The sequence below is a fragment of the Nonomuraea ceibae genome (assembly GCF_019396325.1).
Lineage (GTDB): Bacteria > Actinomycetota > Actinomycetes > Streptosporangiales > Streptosporangiaceae > Nonomuraea > Nonomuraea ceibae.
The window spans coordinates 1-17,107 of the sequence record NZ_JAHKRO010000083.1; the positions used below are offsets into that span (position 1 = coordinate 1).

The 17,107-nt window shown below is 73.4% G+C and carries 16 protein-coding genes; 7 read left to right on the forward strand and 9 right to left on the reverse strand.

Translation table 11 applies throughout. The annotated features are described in order from the left end of the window. On the reverse strand, nucleotides 1-338 hold a 338-nt coding region (locus tag KME80_RS35510; RefSeq protein WP_308126058.1), incomplete at its 3' end, for an SWIM zinc finger family protein. 116 nt (nucleotides 339-454) lie between these two features. Here KME80_RS35510 and KME80_RS35515 point away from each other — a divergent pair. After that, nucleotides 455-1,000: a cupin domain-containing protein gene (locus KME80_RS35515; RefSeq protein ID WP_308126059.1), complete on the forward strand. Its 546-nt coding sequence runs from the start codon at nucleotides 455-457 to the stop codon at nucleotides 998-1,000. A gap of 147 nt (nucleotides 1,001-1,147) precedes the next feature. Beyond that, nucleotides 1,148-1,693, forward strand: a complete 546-nt coding sequence (locus KME80_RS35520) for an RNA polymerase sigma factor (RefSeq protein ID WP_219511310.1) — start codon at nucleotides 1,148-1,150, stop codon at nucleotides 1,691-1,693. Between the two features lie 17 nt (nucleotides 1,694-1,710). Here the strand turns inward: KME80_RS35520 and KME80_RS35525 are convergent, their stop codons facing one another. Together KME80_RS35525 and KME80_RS35530 are read right to left on the reverse strand one after the other, a co-directional pair. Continuing rightward, a complete protein-coding gene (locus tag KME80_RS35525) occupies nucleotides 1,711-2,367 on the reverse strand; it encodes a sulfotransferase family protein (protein WP_219511312.1) in 657 nt (218 codons plus the stop codon). Further along, entirely contained in the window at nucleotides 2,364-3,395 is a 1,032-nt protein-coding gene (locus tag KME80_RS35530) for an alpha-hydroxy acid oxidase (protein ID WP_219511314.1), read from the reverse strand. Before KME80_RS35530 ends, KME80_RS35525 begins: the two co-directional genes overlap by 4 nt. 112 nt (nucleotides 3,396-3,507) lie before the next feature. Here KME80_RS35530 and KME80_RS35535 point away from each other — a divergent pair, with 112 nt between their 5' ends. Next, nucleotides 3,508-4,722: a cytochrome P450 family protein gene (locus tag KME80_RS35535; protein WP_219511315.1), complete on the forward strand. Its 1,215-nt coding sequence runs from the start codon at nucleotides 3,508-3,510 to the stop codon at nucleotides 4,720-4,722. Here KME80_RS35535 and KME80_RS35540 read toward each other — a convergent pair. Beyond that, entirely contained in the window at nucleotides 4,709-6,181 is a 1,473-nt protein-coding gene (locus KME80_RS35540) for a class I adenylate-forming enzyme family protein (protein WP_219511317.1), read from the reverse strand. The two genes, KME80_RS35535 and KME80_RS35540, sit on opposite strands and share 14 nt — an antisense overlap. A 147-nt stretch (nucleotides 6,182-6,328) precedes the next feature. Here KME80_RS35540 and KME80_RS35545 point away from each other — a divergent pair, with 147 nt between their 5' ends. Beyond that, nucleotides 6,329-6,694, forward strand: coding sequence for an STAS domain-containing protein (locus tag KME80_RS35545; protein WP_219511320.1), 366 nt, complete (start codon nucleotides 6,329-6,331; stop codon nucleotides 6,692-6,694). Between the two features lie 3 nt (nucleotides 6,695-6,697). On the opposite strand, the gene KME80_RS35550 is transcribed toward KME80_RS35545, so the two are convergent. From KME80_RS35550 to KME80_RS35560, 3 genes are all read right to left on the reverse strand, one after another. Next, nucleotides 6,698-7,183: a MarR family winged helix-turn-helix transcriptional regulator gene (locus KME80_RS35550; protein ID WP_219511322.1), complete on the reverse strand. Its 486-nt coding sequence runs from the start codon at nucleotides 7,181-7,183 to the stop codon at nucleotides 6,698-6,700. A 25-nt stretch (nucleotides 7,184-7,208) separates the two neighbouring features. After that, the gene (locus KME80_RS35555) at nucleotides 7,209-8,819 is read right to left on the reverse strand and encodes an arylsulfatase (RefSeq protein WP_219511325.1); all 1,611 of its coding nucleotides are present in this window, start codon (nucleotides 8,817-8,819) and stop codon (nucleotides 7,209-7,211) included. 94 nt (nucleotides 8,820-8,913) lie between these two features. Then, entirely contained in the window at nucleotides 8,914-9,807 is an 894-nt protein-coding gene (locus tag KME80_RS35560; protein WP_219511327.1) for a sulfotransferase family protein, read from the reverse strand. Nucleotides 9,808-9,928: 121 nt separating this feature from the next. On the opposite strand from KME80_RS35560, the gene KME80_RS35565 reads away from it, so the two are divergent. Continuing rightward, nucleotides 9,929-10,918, forward strand: a complete 990-nt coding sequence (locus KME80_RS35565; protein WP_219511328.1) for an LLM class flavin-dependent oxidoreductase — start codon at nucleotides 9,929-9,931, stop codon at nucleotides 10,916-10,918. On the opposite strand, the gene KME80_RS35570 is transcribed toward KME80_RS35565, so the two are convergent. Next, a complete protein-coding gene (locus KME80_RS35570) occupies nucleotides 10,908-12,515 on the reverse strand; it encodes an FAD-binding oxidoreductase (RefSeq protein ID WP_219511331.1) in 1,608 nt (535 codons plus the stop codon). The genes KME80_RS35565 and KME80_RS35570 overlap by 11 nt on opposite strands. A 348-nt stretch (nucleotides 12,516-12,863) precedes the next feature. Between KME80_RS35570 and KME80_RS35575 the strand changes: the two genes are divergently transcribed. Both KME80_RS35575 and KME80_RS35580 read left to right on the forward strand, forming a co-directional pair. Next, complete coding sequence (locus tag KME80_RS35575) at nucleotides 12,864-14,462, forward strand: ABC-F family ATP-binding cassette domain-containing protein (RefSeq protein WP_219511333.1); 1,599 nt, start codon at nucleotides 12,864-12,866, stop codon at nucleotides 14,460-14,462. 34 nt (nucleotides 14,463-14,496) lie between these two features. Beyond that, nucleotides 14,497-16,032, forward strand: a complete 1,536-nt coding sequence (locus KME80_RS35580; RefSeq protein ID WP_219511335.1) for an aldehyde dehydrogenase family protein — start codon at nucleotides 14,497-14,499, stop codon at nucleotides 16,030-16,032. Nucleotides 16,033-16,078: 46 nt separating this feature from the next. On the opposite strand, the gene glnII is transcribed toward KME80_RS35580, so the two are convergent. Then, on the reverse strand, nucleotides 16,079-17,098 hold the full coding sequence (gene glnII, locus KME80_RS35585; protein WP_219511337.1) for a glutamine synthetase: 1,020 nt from the start codon (nucleotides 17,096-17,098) through the stop codon (nucleotides 16,079-16,081). Between the last annotated feature and the right edge of the window lie 9 nt (nucleotides 17,099-17,107).

The following is a 17,107-nucleotide window of genomic DNA, read 5'->3' on the forward strand; positions in this document are numbered from 1 at the left end:
GTGGGGGGTGTGGGGTGGTGGGCCAGCCGGTCGGCTGCCCAGGAGGGGAGGGTGGGGGTCGCGGGGGCGTGGCCGGCGGACCAGAGGAGGAGGAGCCCGAGCACGTGCTTACAGGGGAGCTTGCGGCTGGGGCAGGTGCAGCGGTAGGCGGGCTCGGCAAGGTCGACGCGCGCCTCGTAGGGTGTGGGGTCGCTGCCCTCGCAGGCCCCGAACAGCACGTCGCCCGCCACGCCGCAGGACGTCCACGAGCCGGGTGCGGCGACCTCTTGGGCGGCCTTGCGGGAGGGCGCGTCGGGGGCGAGGGCGAGCACCTGATCACGGCTCCACCGTTCGATCACCTGAAGCACACTAGCCACTCGCACCGACATTTCCGCCCCGGTCGGGGACGTGATCCACTCCGGTGGTGAGGGTGGTCCCGGGCGGCCGGCAGAGCGGGGTACGTAAGATCGGGCGGGTGGAATTGAAGATCTATCCCGATGGCCCGGTCGTCGAGGTCGCCGACGAGGCCGAGGCGCTGGCAAGCGGCCTGGACGGGCAGCTGGTGCTCGACGGTGAGCGGTTCCTGCGGCGTGACGTCACCGGCGCGCCCGTGGGGTTCGTGGCGCGCCCGCCGATCGCCCGGGCGCTCGACCTGCTGCCGCATCCCGAGGGTGGCTGGTTCCGTGAGACGTGGCGGTCGGGGGTGGAGTTCCGGCCGGAGGGCTACGGCGGGACGCGGGCCAGCGCGACCGGCATCTACTTCCTGCTGCAGCCGGGCGAGGAGTCGGTGCCGCACCGGGTGCGCTCGGACGAGGTGTGGCTGTGGCATCGGGGCGGCCCGCTGGAGCTGACGATCGGCGACGCGACCGTGGTGCTGGGCCCGCTGGTGGAGGAGGGGCAGGTGCCCCAGGCGGTCGTGCCGGGCGGGGTGTGGCAGTCGGCGCGTCCTGCCGGGGATCGGGAGGTGCTGGTGAGTTGCGTCGTCTCGCCGGGGTTCGACTTCGCCGACTTCACCGCCTGATCGGAGCCGCCCCGCCGGGAGCGGGCCCACCGTAGAAACGGGAGCTGGCCCGCCGTAGAGGGAAGCGGCCCGGCCCGGATGCCCGTCGCAAATGACCGAAATGCGCGGTTTGTTGAAGTGGGGGCCGGGTTGCGCGTGTGATGGACGGTGTGGTCTCTCTCGGACGAGTCGCTCATGGCCGCCATCGCCGCCGGCGAGGCCGAGGCGACGGTCGCGTTCGTACGGCGCTACCAGGCGAGGGTGTACGGCCTGGCGCTCAGCGTGGTGGGTGACCCGGGGCTGGCCGAGGAGGTGGCGCAGGACGCCTTCGTCCGGGCCTGGCGCCACGCCGCCCGCTACGATCCCGGGCGCGGCAGGGTCTCGAGCTGGCTGCTGACGATCACCCGCAACCTGGCCGTGGACGCGCTGCGGCTGCGCCGTGACCAGCCGGTGGACCCCGCCTGGCTGCCGAGCCCGCGCGACGGCCGGGGCGACGGCGGGGACGACGGCCGGGAGGCGCTGGGCGAGGTGGAGCGGGTCCGCGACGAGCTGCGGGTGCTGCCCGCCGAGCTGAGCCGGCCGATCCTGCTGTCGGTCTGCTACGGGCTGACGGCCGCGGAGATCGCCAGCCGGGAGGGCCTGCCGCTGGGCACGGTCAAGACGCGGATCCGGCGCGGCCTGGCCCGGCTGCGGCAGGCCGCCGCCGTCCCATAGCCGAGGTCAGCCCACGATCAGGACTCCGCCACCCGGGCCGCCACCCGCGCCCAGAACCTGGCCGGGTCGTTCAGGTGCGGGTACGGCTCCTCCGGCTCCGGCACCCCCAGGAAGGCGCAGAGCGGCCCCCATCCGGCGCCCGGCTCGACGACGAGGAGCCTGTCGGTCGGGACCTCGCGGCGGACGGCGTCGTTGTGCTCCCGGTAGACGGCGATGGCGTGGTCGCGGTCGGCGAAGCGCCCGCCGAAGAAGCCGTCCCAGATCATCTGCCGGTGGAAGGCGGTGAACACGTCCAGCCCGGGCACGATCCGCCGCGCCTCGGCCACCCGGGGCTCGGCGGGCCCGTCGCCGAACATGCGGTAGACGGTGGCGCGCACGCTCTCGTACCAGGAATCGGGGTCGCGGACGGTGAGGATCACCCGGGCGGACGGGAAGGCGGCGAGCAGGTCGCGCCAGAAGGCCGCGCCGGGCCAGTCGACGCTGGCGGCGTAGCCGTCGAAGACGGTCTCCCAGGGGACGGGCCGCCCGGCGGCGGCGTCGCGCCACAGCGGCAGCCGGTCGGGGTGGTCGAGCACGTGGCGGCCGTGGAAGCACGGCCCGTAGCCGAGCCGTTCGAGCGCGGCCTTGAGCGACAGCGTGCCGGTGCGGCCGACGCCCGCTCCGATGACCTTCACGCGACCACCAGTTCCCTGGTCAGCTCGCCGGGCCCGGCGACGCCGCACAGGGTGAGCGCGTTGAGCAGCTCGGTGCGCAGCAGCGTCAGCACCTTGGCGACGCCTTCGGCCCCGGCCACGGACAGGCCCCACATGACGGGCCGGCCGATCGCCACCGCCCGCGCGCCGAGCGCCAGGGCTTTGATCACGTCGGTGCCGCGCCGTACACCGCCGTCGAGCAGCAGCGGCACCCTGCCGTCGACGGCGTCGGCGATCAGCGGGAGGCGGTCGATGCTGGCCGGGCTGGTGTCGAGCTGGCGGCCGCCGTGGTTGGACACGATGATCGCGGCGGCGCCGTGCTCGACGGCGAGCACGGCGTCGGCGGGGTGCAGGATGCCCTTGAGGACGATCGGCAGCGAGGTGATCGACCGTAACCAGTCGACGTGCTTCCAGGAGATCTCGGGGGACAGCACGACCTGGCGGACGTTGCCGTCGCCGCGCAGGTTCGCGCAGTGGAGGCCGGGCGGCAGGTCGTGGAAGTTGTTGCGGTCGCCGCGCTCGCCCCTGCCCAGCGCGGGCGAGTCGACGGTGACGACGATGGCCTTGCACCCGGCCGCCTCGGCCCGGCGCACGAGCGAGGCGGTGAACCCCAGGTCGGGCTGGATGTAGAGCTGGAACCAGAGCGTGGCCCCGGTGGCGGCGACCTCCTCGACGGGCACGGTGGACAGCATGGCCGCCATCATGATCACGCCGGCCTGGGCGGCGGCCCGCCCGGTCTCGGCCTCCCCGGCGGGGTGCGCCAGCCGGTGGAAGGCGGTGGGGGCGAGCAGCACGGGCATGGAGGCGGGCTGGCCGAGCAGGTTCACCTCGAGCGTGGGCCGTTCGACGCCCCGCAGCACCCGGGGCACCAGGCAGAGCCGCCGGAAGGCCGCCTCGTTGGCGCGGACGGTGACCTCGTCCTGGGCGCCGCCGGCGAAGTAGTCGTAGTAGACCGGGTCGAGCTTCTCCCTGGCCACGTCCTCGAAGTCACGCACGTTGAAGAGGTTCACGACGTCTCCCCGGGCTGTCGGCGGGCGGGCAACGATCACGAGGTCGTACGAACCGAATCTCTCTCATGGATTCCGGTGAATCCAGAGGTGTGTTCAATTTCGTACAACCGTCATGACTGTCCTGTTGCTGGTGCTGGTGCTCTCGCTGCCGTTCTGGCTGCCCCGGGCGGTGACGGGGCTGCGGATGTGGCTGTTCGCGCGGATCAACGGCGCGGAGGGCGTCGCGGTGCCGGGCGAGCTGGTCGGCGTCCCCGAGTTCCTGGAGGTGTACGGGCATCCGGCGGCCGACGGGCGCAGCCGGGGCGCGGCGCTGTCGGACCTGTTCTGGTACTGGCTGTCCCCCGGCCCGGAGCTGCACCAGGAGCATCTGGAGCCGGGGCCGCTCTACACGGAGGTGGCCCGGTGCACCCGGCGCGTGCTGACGACGAGCACGCGGGAGGCGGAGCGGCTGGCGGTGGAGAGCCTGCGTGACGCGCTGCCGGCCGGGCGGGGGCTGGTGCGGCTGCGCGATCTGGTGATGCCGGTGTGGGCGGAGTTCTACCACCGGCTGGTGTTCGGGACGCCGTGCCCGCCGGGGGTGCGGGAGCTGATCGTGGCCAGCGCCGACGACGTGGTGACGGCGCTGAAGTGCTGCGGGCTGCGGCACCTGGACCGGCGGCTGCGGCTGACCGCGTACCTGGAGAGCGTGCAGGACCGGGTGGCGCATCCGCTGCCGGAGTCGCTGGGGCCGCGGGAGCGGGCGCTCTATCTTCAGGGGGCGTTCTTCAACACGGCGATCGTGCAGAGCTCGGAGGCGACCGCGCACGTGCTCATGGCGCTCGCCGAGGGCGCGCGGGGGCCGCTGGACGAGGTGATCGCGGAGACGTTGCGCCGCTATCCGCTGTTCGGGATCGCGCACCGGATCACCTCCGGCGAGATCGAGCTGCGGAGCGGGGCGACGATCCCGGCGGGGTCGGTGCTCTGCTTCAGCTATCCGGAATTCCACCGGTCCGGGGGGCGGATCCCGTTCGGGGTGGCCGCGAACCGGCCGTGCCCGGCCTGGCGGCTGGCCCCGGTCACCATCCGGGCCGTGGTCGGGGAGCTGGACGCGGGCTACACGTTCCGCACCTCTGCCGGGCACGAGCGGGCGCTGCCGAACCGGGGCCCCTGCCTGATGACGCCGCGCGGGCGCGAGCCGCGCCTGCCGGGGGCGGTGCTGGCGTTCCTGCGGGTGCGGGACCTGTGGGAGGACGTGTGGCGCAGCCTGGTGCAGCTCGTGCTCGGCACCTACATGGTGTGGCAGGCCCGCCGCCTGCGCCTGTGCGAGAACCACTTCAACCGGGCTTGAGCCGGGACTTGTCCGGTTTGCCGGCCTCGTTGACCGGCGCCTCGGCCAGCGTGGTGACCGTCCTGGGGACGGCCGCCTCGCCCAGCGCGTCACGTACGAGCGCGGCCAGGTCGTCGCGGGAGACCCGGGCGCGCCCGGCGGGGACGACGTAGGCGTGCACGGCCTCGCCGGTCACCAGGTCGGGCGCGCCGACGACGAACGCCTGCTCGACGGCCGGATGCCCGGCGAGCACGGCCTCCACGGCCCCGGCGTAGCAGACCTCGGCGTTGACGATGATCACGTCCCGGGTGCGGCCGGTCAGGTGCAGCATCCCGTCGCCGTCCAGCCGGCCCAGGTCGCGGGTGCGCAGCCAGCCGTCGTCGCGCAGCACCTCGCGGGTGCCTTCGGGGTCGCGCCAGTAGCCGGCCATCCGGTGCGGGCTGCGTACCCACACCTCGCCGACCTCGCCCGGGCCCACGGGGCGCTCGTCGCGGTCGCGCAGGCTGAGCCGGACGCCCGGCAGCGGCCTGCCGACGGACGTCAGCCGCCCGGCGGCCACGTCGGCGGGCGTGAGCATGGTGATCACGCCCGCCTCGGCCTGGCCGTACCCCTGCCAGATCACCGGGCCGAGGCGTTCCGCGGCGGCGGCGAGCAGGCTCGGGCCCGCCGGGGCGCCGCCGAGAACGAGCGCCCGCAGCCCGGGCGGCCCGCCATCGGCCAGGGCGGAGAGCAGGGCGCCCAGCCGGGGCGGCGGCATCATGGCCGCGGTGACGGCGTGGCGGCCGAGCGCGGCGGCCAGGTCCTCGCCGGGCCCCGGCACGACGACGGTGCCGCCCGCCACCAGGCAGCGGCCCGCGTACGTCATCATCACCGGGCTGGCCAGGGTCCCGTGCACGAGGCAGCGTTCGAAGCGGGTCATCAGCTCGGCTAGGACCGGCGGCCAGTCCTGGTAGGCGAGGCTGTGGGCGCGGTAGGTCTGCGCGCACGCCTTCGGCAGGCCGGTGCTGCCGCTGGTGAAGGTGAGCCTGGCGACGTCGTCCGGCCGGGCCAGCACCTCGGGCGGCGCGGCGGGGCCGGGGCGCAGCAGGTCGGCCGCGCCGGGCAGCGGCCCGAGCGACAGCAGCCGGACGCCCGCCCCGGCGAGCTCGGGCGTCATCGTCGCGGCGTCGGCGATCAGCGCGTCCACGGGCTCGCGCAGCACGTGCGCGAGCTGGGCGGCGCTCCAGCCGGGCCGCAGCGCCGCCACCCGGCAGCCGAGCGCGTGCGCGGCGAGGTGGGCGGCGTACGTCTCGGGCGAGGTGGCTGCGGCGACGGCCACGCCGCTGCCGGGGCCGAGCCCGGCCTCGCGCAGGCGCCGCTCGACGCGGCCGGTGAGGCCGAGCAGCTCGTCCGCGCTGACGGCCCGCGTGCCGTGCTGGATGGCGGTCCGGCCGGGGTCGGCGGCCAGGGCGTCGAGCACCGGCCGGGGGAACAGGTTCACGACAGTAGTACGGGTGCCGCGCGGTGGAGAGATTCGCGGAACTCGGCGCATGTATCAGCTGATTGCTGGGTACTGCACCAGTTCATTGCACTATGCAATGATGGTCATAGGTGAAATGGCACACTTTCACCGCTGGAGGGCGGAAACGTGCAGGCGGGCTTCTCCTGGATCATCACCCCGCACAACGGCGCAGCGGTCCTCAGCCTGTCCGGCGAGCTCGACATCGCCGTGGCGGCCGAGCTGCGGCAGTGCATGGCGGAGGCGATCGCGAGCGCGGAGCCGCCCCGGGTGGTGGTCGACCTCAAGGGCGTGAACTTCTGCGACTCCTCGGGGCTGAGCGTCCTGCTGTCCGGGCTGAGCGAGGCCGAGGCGGCGGGCGGTGTGCTCGTGCTCTGCGAGCTGCACCAGCGGCTCAAGCGGGTGCTCAACGTCACCGGGCTGCACCGGCGCTTCCAGACCTACGACACGGTGACCGAGGCGGTGGCGGCGCTGCCCCGCACGGTGGCCTCCTGACGGTCAGGCCCCGGGCCAGCCGAGCGGGTGCGCGGCGTGCTCCGGCGGCGGCTCGCCGCCCGCCTCGGTGAAGGCGGTCATCGCCTCGACCAGCGCGTGACGCTGCGCCGGCGACAGCCGCTCGACGATCGCGCCGATCTCCGCGCGGCGGCGCGCGGAGACCTCCTCGACGATCCGGCGTCCCTCGCCGGTCAGGCGGATCAGGCTCTCCCTGCGGTTGTGCGGGTTGACCTCGCGCACGATCAGCTCCGCCGCCGCCAGCCGGTCGGCCATCCGCAGCGCGGTGGAGGAGTTGACGCCGAGCATCACGGCCAGCGTGACGAGCTTGGTCTCGCCGTGCCCGGCCAGCGCCACGAGCATCCGGAACTGCGGCAGCGTCACCCGGTCCTTGACCGAGCCCAGGGAGCGGGCCGCGATGCCGGCGAGCAGCCGCGTCCCGGTCAGCACGGCCGAGACGGCCGCCGAGAGATCGTCGTGGCACTCTGACATACACGACCCGGTTTCCGAGAAAGCCTCACGTCAGTGTACGGAGCCGGTGCGCGCGCCGGAAGGTGTGCCGCCTGCCGCCCGCGCCGAAGCCCGCCGAGGCGGTGACCGGACCCCGGCCCCCGACCGTGAACACCTCGGAGACCTCCTCGCCCGGCAGCAGCGTCACCTCCCGCCGCCCGGCCATCCGCCTGCCCCCGGCCGTCGTCAGCGCCAGCGTGACCCGCCGCCACGGCACCTTCGAGCCGTTCACCAGCGCCACCGTGACCTGCTCGCCCGCGCTCCGCACGCGCAGCCCGTACGGGGTGCGCGGGTCGGGGCCGATCGACTGGTCGAGCAGCTCCATCAGCTCGGCCGCCAGCTCCGGCCTGCGTGACGCCAGGTCGCGGGTCTCCCCGAGGTCCGTGGCCAGGTCGTACAGTTCGACGCGCCCTTCGGGGCCCGCGCCCGCGATGCCGGGCTCGAACCTGATGGCCTTCCAGCGGCCCCGGCGGATCGCCTGCGCCTTGCGCGGCCGGTTCCAGACCAGGTGGCTGTGGCCCTCGCGGCGGCCGCCGTTGAGCAGCTTCCTGAACGACTTGCCGTCGAGCGCGGCCGGCGCGGGCACCTCGGCCAGGTCGGCCAGCGTCGGCAGCACGTCGTAGAGCGTGACCGGCTCGCGCACCACCCGGCCGCGCATCTTCGGCGACCAGGCGATCAGCGGCACCCGGATGCCACCCTCGTACAGGTCGCGCTTGTCGGCCCGGTAGGGGCCGTTGGAGTCGAACAGCCAGGGCGTCACGCCCTTCTCCCGGTGCGGCCCGTTGTCGCTGGTGAACAGCACCACCGTGTCGTCGGCCACACCCGCCTCGCGCAGCGCGCGCAGCAGCGTGGCCACGTGCGCGTCCAGCCGCCCGACCTGCGCGGCGTGCCGCCGGTTCGCCCTGGTCCAGGGCTTGTCCTCGTAGCGGCCGGCGTCGCCCGGGACGACGCTGGGGGCGTGCGGCAGGTTCGTGGCGAAGTACAGCAGGAACGGGTCGTCCGACGGCTGCCGGACGAAGTCGACGGCCCGCCGCAGGAGCAGGTCGGGCGCGTACGCCTTGCGGCCGAGCGCCACCCGGCCGCCGTTGTGCCACAGATACTCCGGGTAGTACTGGTGGGCGTGGCGGTGGCCGATGTAGCCGAAGAACTCGCCGAACCCGCGCTCGTTCGGGTGCGACGGCTGACCGGCCTGCTCGGGGCCGAACCCCCACTTGCCGATGCACGCCGTGCGATAGCCCGCGAGCTGGAGTAACTCGCCGAAGGTCAGGTCGGCCTCGCTCAGCGACCGCTGCGGCCCGCCCTCCGGGTTCTCCCGTACGGTGCCGTGCCCCGCGTGCATGCCGGTCAGCAGCGAGCACCTCGACGGGGCGCACAGCGGCGCCCCCGAGTAGGCGGTCTCGAACCGCACCCCCTCACGCGCCATCCGGTCCAGGTGCGGTGTCGCGATCAGCCGCTGCCCCTGGCTGCCGATCTCCCCCCAGCCCAGGTCGTCGGCCAGGATGACGACGAAGTTGGGCCGCCGGGGGAACGCGGCCCGCGCCGGGGACGCCGAGGCGGAGACGGTCAAGCTGGCCAGGGCACCCGTGAGCAGGGTGCGGCGCGACGGCGCGGCGATCATGCAGGACACCTTCAAGGCAACGAAAGATCGGCAGGAGAACCACCGGAGAACGGCAGGCGAACTCTGCCGGAGCCTTGGTTCGCAAGCGCCGAGCTCAGCAGTAGTCCCACAGCCCGCAGATCTCCCTGAGCTCGGGCGGCAGCTCGTCGTCTGTCGGCAACGGGCGGCCAGCGACGACCGTACCGCTACGGATCTTGTCGCGCCAGTCGCCGACGCCTTTCACGAAACCGCCGTGGTCGCGCTCGCCGTAGTTCAGCATCGACGGCTCCCACTCCACCCCGAGGAAGGCGCACACCCGCCGCAGCTCGGCCTCCGGATCGGCGACCACGTCCTCGTAGCGGACGGTCAGCCCCTCCAGGTGGGTGCGGGCCTCCTGGAGGTAGGTCATGTAGCTGAGCGTGCGCGGCACCGCCTCCTCCATGGGCCGCTTGACCGGGTCGGCCTCGTGCCAGGACTGCACGATCGACATCGGGTGCCGTAGCAGGAACAGGAACCGCGCGTCCGGCCAGCACGCCGCGATCCGCCGCCAGGCGAACACGTTGGAGGGCGTCTTCTCCACCAGGACCGGCTTGCCGCTGCGGGCCAGCTCGCGGTGGAGCATCCGGTCCCACACGATGTGCTCGATGTCGCTGTGGGTGTGGCCGAGCAGCTCCATCGCCTGCCGGACCGGCTCGGTCGTCAGCCCGACGGTGATCCGCCGGAAGTGCGTCTCGATGGGCGAGTGCACCTGGGAGTGGCTGTTGAGCATGACGCGCATGAGCGTCGAGCCGGAGCGCACCGAGGAGAGCAAGAAGACCGGGGCCCGCAGCAGCCGGTCGTGCGCCGGGTCGGCCGGCGGGCGCACCTCGTCGCCGGGCAGCCGCTGCAGTTCGAGCGGCGGCTTGGGGACGGGCTTCGGCGCGGGCGCCGGCCTGACCGCGCGGGCCCGGGTCAGCGTGTAGCCGGTGAGTCCTTCGAGCGTCGCGTTGACCGTGTACTTCCAGCTCATGGCCCGTCAACGTAGACACCACCGGTGAACCCACGGTTAACCGGCCCTGTGAAATAACCCGGCGGTCCCGGTGGTTACACCACGTGCTCCCGGATCTTTCACAGCGAAAGGCATGTTCTCCATGGCTCTCCCGCTCTCCATACTCGATCTGGCGCACATCGGCGAAGGGGAGACGGCCGCCGACAGCCTGGCCGCCAGCGTCACGATGGCCCAGCGCGCCGAGGAGTGGGGTTACCGGCGTATCTGGTACGCCGAGCACCACAACATGCCCACGATCGCCTCGTCCGCCACGAGCGTGCTGATCGCCCACGTGGCCGCGCACACCCGCACGATCCGCCTCGGCGCGGGCGGCGTCATGCTGCCCAACCACGCCCCGCTGACGATTGCCGAGCAGTACGGCACGCTGGCCACGCTCCACCCGGGCCGCATCGACCTGGGGCTGGGCCGGGCGCCGGGCAGCGACCAGCAGACGATGCGGGCGATGCGCCGCAACCCGGCCGCCGCCGACGAGTTCCCGCAGGACGTGCTGGAGCTGCAGGGCTATCTGACCGGCGAGTCGCGCATCCCCGGCGTGGAGGCGACGCCGGGCAAGGGCACCGACGTGCCGCTGTACATCCTCGGCTCGTCCCTGTTCGGCGCTCAGCTCGCCGCCATGCTCGGGCTGCCGTACGCGTTCGCCTCCCACTTCGCGCCGGCCGCGCTGGAGGAGGCGGTCGAGCTCTACCGGCGTGACTTCCGGCCGTCGGCCCAGCTCGCGGAGCCGTACGTGATCGCGGGGGTGAACGTGATCGCCGCCGACACGGCCGAGGAGGCGCAGGCGCAGTTCCTGTCGGCCAAGCGCAAGCGGGTGAGCCTGCTGCTCGGCCGGGGCCGCGCGTTCACGCCGGAGGAGGCCGACGCGGTCCTCGAATCCCCCGCCGGGCAGCAGATCCTGCAGATGACGCGCTACTCGGCCGTCGGCACGCCGGGAGACGTCGCCGCCGAGCTCGACAGGTTCGCCGGGCACGCCCGCGCCGACGAGCTGATCGTGGTGTCTGCGGCGCCGGAGCGGGCGGCCTGGCTGCGCTCGCTGGAGCTGCTGGCCCAGGTGAGCGGCCTGGTCACGGCCTGATCGACAGGGCGTGGCCGAAGACGCCGCGCGGGTCCCAGCGCGCCTTGACCCGCTGCAGGCGCGCGTAGTTGTCCCCGTAGTAGAGCGCCGGCCAGGGCACCCCGGAGGTGTTCCAGGCCGGGTCGGCGTGGTCGGTGTCGGGGTAGTTGATGTAGGCGCCGCCGAGGTTGCCGCCCGGCACCGGCACGCCCCCGGTCGCCGCGAACGTCCTGCGGTGCAGGTCGCGCACCCAGGCCAGCTCGGCCGCGCCGTCGCCGGCCGGGTCCCAGGTGGCCAGGTGGAGCACCTTGAGGATCGACCGGCGCTCGACGGTGGCGGTCGCCTCCGGCGCGACCGTGTTGACGCGGCCCCCGTACGACAGCAGCCACAGCACGCCGGTCCGCGCGGGGCCGCCCGCGGTCAGGCTGTCGTAGGCGATGCCCGCCTGCTCGTCGGTGAAGCGGCTGCGCAGGTAGGCGGACTTGCCCTTGTAGTGGCCCGCCTCGGTCGCCTCGCCGAGCGAGAGCGACCGCACGGCCTGGAACCACGGCTGGCGCAGGAACGGCGGCACCGTCGCCGGCGGCGTGACGCCCTCGCCGACGGCGGCGAGGAAGCCGGCCAGCAGCTTCTCGGCGCCGGGCACGCCCGCGTCGATCTGCGCCGGCAGGATCATGTCGCCCGGCGCGTCGTCGCCCTGGCGGCCGGGGATCAGCAGCGACCCCCACAGCGAGGCGTACGGGGTGCCGGGCTCGCTGTTGCGCTCGTGCCACTCGCCGTGGTTGCGCAGCAGCCGCTGGAACGACTCGCGCGTCATGTCCTTCCACGACCAGATCGCGATGCCCGACACGACGGAGGCGGGCGGCCTGGGCAGCAGGGTGCCGGGGTCGTCGCCGCGCGCCCGCGGATCGCGCATCCAGTAGCGGGTGACGACGCCGAAGTTGCCGCCGCCGCCTCCGGTGTGGGCCCACCACAGGTCGTGGTTGGGATCGCGCGGGTCACGGGTGGCCACGACGGCGCGGGCGCGGCCGTGCCGGTCGACGACCACGACCTCGACGGCGTGCAGGTGGTCGACGGTCAGGCCGTCGCGCCGTGACAGCGGCCCGTAGCCGCCGCCCGCGATGTGCCCTCCGGCGGCCACGCCCCCGCACTGGCCGCCGGGGATCGTGACGCCCCAGCCGAGGTAGAGCCGCCGGTAGGCCTGCATGAGCGTGGCCCCCGCCTCGATCGCGAACGCGCGGCGCTCCTCGTCGAAGTAGACCTCCGACATCTCGCACAGGTCGAGCACCACCTCGGCGCCTTCGCCGACGAAGTTCTCGTAGCAGTGGCCGCCGCTGCGCACGGTCAGCCGCCGGTTCTCGCGCACCGCCCGGCCGACGGCCTGGACCACCTGCTCGGTCGTCCCGGCCAGGTAGAAGTAGTCGGGCTCGGCGCGGAAGCGCTGGTTGGTGCGCCGGACCGCCAGGTCCTCGTAGCGGGGGTCGGACGGGCGCACCACGACCGGCCCGAGCGGCGGGGCGCCGGGCCCGGCGGGCTCGCCGGGTAATCCGCCGCCCGCGGCGAGCCCGCCGCCGAGCGCCGCCGTGCCGCCGATGAAGCCCCTGCGCGTGACCTCGCTCATGATCGTCCTCTCGTCGGATGGCCTGCGCGTTGCTCTGCGGCTCCGACGCTACGGGCGGGGGCGGGAGGCGGACAGGAGGCCAGCTGCACAGCCGGGGTGGAGGAAGATGCACCGCCTGCATCCCCTTGCCCCCACCTTTTCGGTCGCGTACAGTGTGCGGGTCCTGCCGCCGACATCCGAGGTGATCTGTTGAAGCTCTGAGGCCGAGACGCCGCGCCCACGTCCGTGGTGTGCGCCCGCCCGACCTCAGGTGATCCTTCGACGCCTCTGTTCCGCGTTTCCGGGCGGCCTTTCCGCGGTGTCTCCACGTGTCCCGAAATTTCCTGACACGGTGAGGAGCCACCCCTTATGTCATTCTCCATCGTCTGTGACGGCCTCTCCTACGAGCACGCCGACGGCACCCCCGTCCTCGACGGCCTCGACGTCGCCTTCGGCGCCGGGCGCACCGGGCTCATGGGCGTCAACGGCTCCGGCAAGTCCACGCTGCTCAAGCTCGTCGCCGGTGAGCTGCGGCCGACGGCCGGCTCGGTCAGCGTCGCCGGCGACGTCGGCTACCTGCCGCAGGACCTGCCCCTGGCCACCGGCGCCACCGTCGCCGGGCTGCTCGGCATCGAACGGCAGCGGGCCGCGCTGCACGCCATCGAGGGCGGCGACGCCTCCCCCGAGCACTTCACGGCCATCGGCGACGACTGGGACGTCGAGGAGCGGGCGCACGCCGAGCTGGACCGGCTCGGCCTCGGCCACCTCGGCCTGGACCGGCCCGCCGGCACCCTGTCCGGCGGCGAGGTCGTGATGACCGGCCTGGCGGCGCTGCTCATGCGCAGGCCCGGCGTGCTGCTGCTCGACGAGCCCACCAACAACCTCGACCTGGACGCCCGCCGCCGCCTGTACGCGGCCGTGCGCTCCTGGACGGGGGTGCTGGTGGTGGTCAGCCACGACCGCGTCCTGCTCGACCTGGTGGACCAGATCGCCGACCTGCGCGACGGGGCGGTGCGCGTGTTCGGCGGCAACCTGACGGCCTACGAGCAGGCGCTCGCGGCCGAGCGGGAGGCGGCCGAGCGCATGGTCCGGGTCGCCGAGGGCGACCTCAGGAAGCAGAAGCAGGAGCTGGCCGACGCCCTGGTCAAGCTGAGCCGCCGGACCCGTTACGGAGACAAGATGTACGCGACCAAGCGCGAGCCGAAGATCATCATGAACGCGCGCAAACGGCAGGCCCAGGTGGCGGCGGGCAAGCACCGCACCATGCACGCCGAGAAGCTGGAGCAGGCCCGCGACCGCCTCACCGAGGCCGAGCAGGCCGTCCGCGAGGACGCCGAGATCCGCGTGTCGCTGCCGCGCACCGAGGTCCCGGCCGGGCGCACGGTCCTGACGCTGACGGGCGTGCCGGGGCTGAGCGAGCTGCGCGGCGGCCCCGACGCCGGCGGCGAGCCCGTGACGGAGCTGGTGCTGCGCGGCCCCGAGCGGGTCGCGCTGACCGGTCCCAACGGGTCGGGCAAGACGACGCTGCTGCGCGCGATCGTCTCAGGCGCTCCCGGAGCCTGCCCCGGGGTGCCCGTGCGCTACCTGCCGCAGCGGCTCGACCTGCTGGACGGCTCGCTCAGCGTGCTCGACAACGTCCGGCGGTTCGCCCCGGCCGTCCCCGTGGGCGAGCTGCGGGCGCGGCTGGCCCGCTTCCTGTTCCGGGGGGCGCGGGCCGAGCAGCCTGCCGCGACGCTGTCGGGCGGCGAGCGGTTCCGCGCCGTCCTGGCCGCCCTGCTCTCCGCCGAGCCGCCGCCCCAGCTGCTGCTCCTGGACGAGCCGACGAACAACCTGGACATGGCCAGCGTCCGCCGGCTGTCCGAGGCGCTGTCGGCCTACCGGGGCGCGCTGCTCGTGGTCAGCCACGACCTGCCGTTCCTGGAGACGCTCGGCATCACCCGCTGGCTGGCCAAGCATCCGGAGGGATGATTGTGTGTCCGGAGAACCTGTGAGGAGGGCACCTGTGAGCCGCAAGATTTCCTCCGTCGTCGGAGGCAAGGACGCCGCCGCGATCGAGACGTACGCATCGACGAACCCCGCCCGCACCGCCGAGGTCGTCGCCGAGGTGGGGCTGGCCGACGCCGAGACCTTCGCCGTCGCCGCGGCGACGGCGAAGGAGGCGCAGCGGGAGTGGGCCAGGGTGCCCGCTCCCGTGCGGGGACGGGTGATCGCCTCCATCGGGCGGCTCGTCGAGGCCAACACCGAGACGCTGGCCAGGATCGTCACCCAGGAGATCGGCAAGCCCTACGGTGAGGCGCTGGGCGAGGTGCGGGAGATCGTCGACACGTGCGACTTCTTCCTCGGCGAGGGCCGCAGGCTCTACGGGCAGACGGTGCCGTCGGAGATGCCCGACAAGAACCTGTTCACCTTCCGCAACCCGGTCGGCGTCGCGGCGGTGATCACCGCGGGCAACTTCCCGGTGGCCGTCCCGTCCTGGTACCTGGTGCCGGCGCTGCTGTGCGGCAACGCGGTCGTGTGGAAGCCCGCCGAGTACGCCGCCGCCTCCGCGCACGCCCTCTACCGGCTGTTCGCGGCGGCGGGGCTGCCCGACGGCGTGCTCAACATCGTCTTCGCCGACGGCGAGCAGACGTTCGCCGGGCTGGAGCGCGCCCTGGACGCCGGGAACGTCGACAAGGTCGGCTTCACCGGCTCCAGCGAGGTCGGCCGGAAGATCGGCGAGCTGGCCGGCCGGCATCTGCAGTCGGCCTGCCTGGAGCTCGGCGGCAAGAACCCGATGGTCATCATGCCGGACGCCGACCTGGACCTGGCAGTGGAGGGCGCGCTGTTCTCCGGGTTCGGCACCGCCGGGCAGCGCTGCACCAGCCTGGGCACGGTCATCGTGCACGAGTCGATCCACCGCGAGTTCACCGACCGCTTCGCCCGCGCCGTACGGGAGGCCAGGATCGGCGACCCCGAGCAGGACGTGCTGGCCGGGCCGCTGCTGGACCGCAAGTTCGCCGACCGCTACGAGGAATACCTGACCTGGATCCAGCCCCACCACCGGGTCGTCACCGGCGCGACCGGCCGCATCACCGCCGAGAGCCCGCACGGCGGCTTCACCGGCGAGGGCGGCCTCTACTACCATCCGGTCGTCGTCGACGGCGTGCGGCCGGACGACCGGCTGTTCCTGGAGGAGACGTTCGGGCCGATCGTCGGCGTCACCTCGTTCGCCACGCTGGAGGAGGCCGTCGAGCTCGCCAACCGGCCCGGCTACGGGCTGTCCAGCTCCATCTACACCACTGACGCCAAGCACGCCTTCCGCTTCCGCGAGGGCGTCTCGGCGGGCATGGTCAGCGTCAACAACTCCACCTCGGGGGCCGAGGCGCACCTGCCGTTCGGCGGCAACGGCAAGTCGGGCAACGGCAGCCGGCAGTCGGGGATGTGGGTGCTCGACCAGTTCACCCGCTGGCAGGCGATGAACTGGGACCACTCCGGACGGCTGCAGAAGGCCCAGATGGACGTCGCCGACATCACGCCGGACCGCGACTTCCGGCTCTGAGCGCACGGCGGCGGGACGCGGCGTCCGCGTCCCGCCGTCCGCCGGGTCAGACCTGGCCGGCCTTCTCCAGCGCGGCGCAGCAGGTGTTCACGAGCAGGCGGGTGACCACGTACGGGTCGACGTTGGCGTTGGGGCGCCGGTCCTCGATGTAGCCCTTCTTGTCCACCTCGACCTGCCACGGGATGCGCACGGAGGCGCCGCGGTCGGAGACGCCGTAGGTGTAGCGGTTCCACGGGGCGGTCTCGTGCGCGCCGGTCAGGCGGCTCTCGATGTCGGCGCCGTACTGGGAGACGTGCTCCATCGGCTTGTCGCCCTCGCCGAGCGCCTCGCAGGCGGTGATGATGGCGTCGTAGCCCTCGCGCATGGCCTTGGTGGAGAAGTTCGTGTGCGCGCCGGCGCCGTTCCAGTCGCCACGGGCGGGCTTGGCGTCGAGCGTCGCCTCCACGCCGAACTCCTCGGCGGTGCGGTAGAGCAGCCAGCGGGCGATCCACAGGTGGTCGGCGACCTCGAGGGGGCCCGCTGGGCCTACCTGGAACTCCCACTGGCCGGGCATGACCTCGGCGTTGATGCCGGAGATGGCCAGGCCGGCGGCCAGGCAGCGGTCCAGGTGCAGCTCGACGATCTCGCGGCCGAACACGGCCTCGGCGCCCACGCCGCAGTAGTAGTGGCCCTGCGGGGCGGGGAAGCCGCCCTCGGGGAAGCCGAGCGGGCGGCTGCCCTTGAAGAACGTGTACTCCTGCTCGATGCCGAACCACGACTCCTGAGCCGCGTAACGCTCGGCGATCGGGCGCAGCAGCGCACGGGTGTTGCTCTTGTGCGAGGTGCCGTCGGTCTCCTCCACCTCGCACAGGACCAGCACGCTGTCGCCGCCGCGGATCGGGTCCGGGCAGGTGAACACGGGGCGGAGCACGCGGTCCGACGAGTGGCCTTCGGCCTGGTTGGTGCTGGAACCGTCGAAGCCCCACAGCGGCGGCTCTGCCCCGTCGGCGAGGATCCTGGTCTTGGAGCGCATCAGCGCCGTGGGCTCGGTGCCGTCGATCCAGATGTACTCAGCCTTGTAGCTCACGGCGGTCCT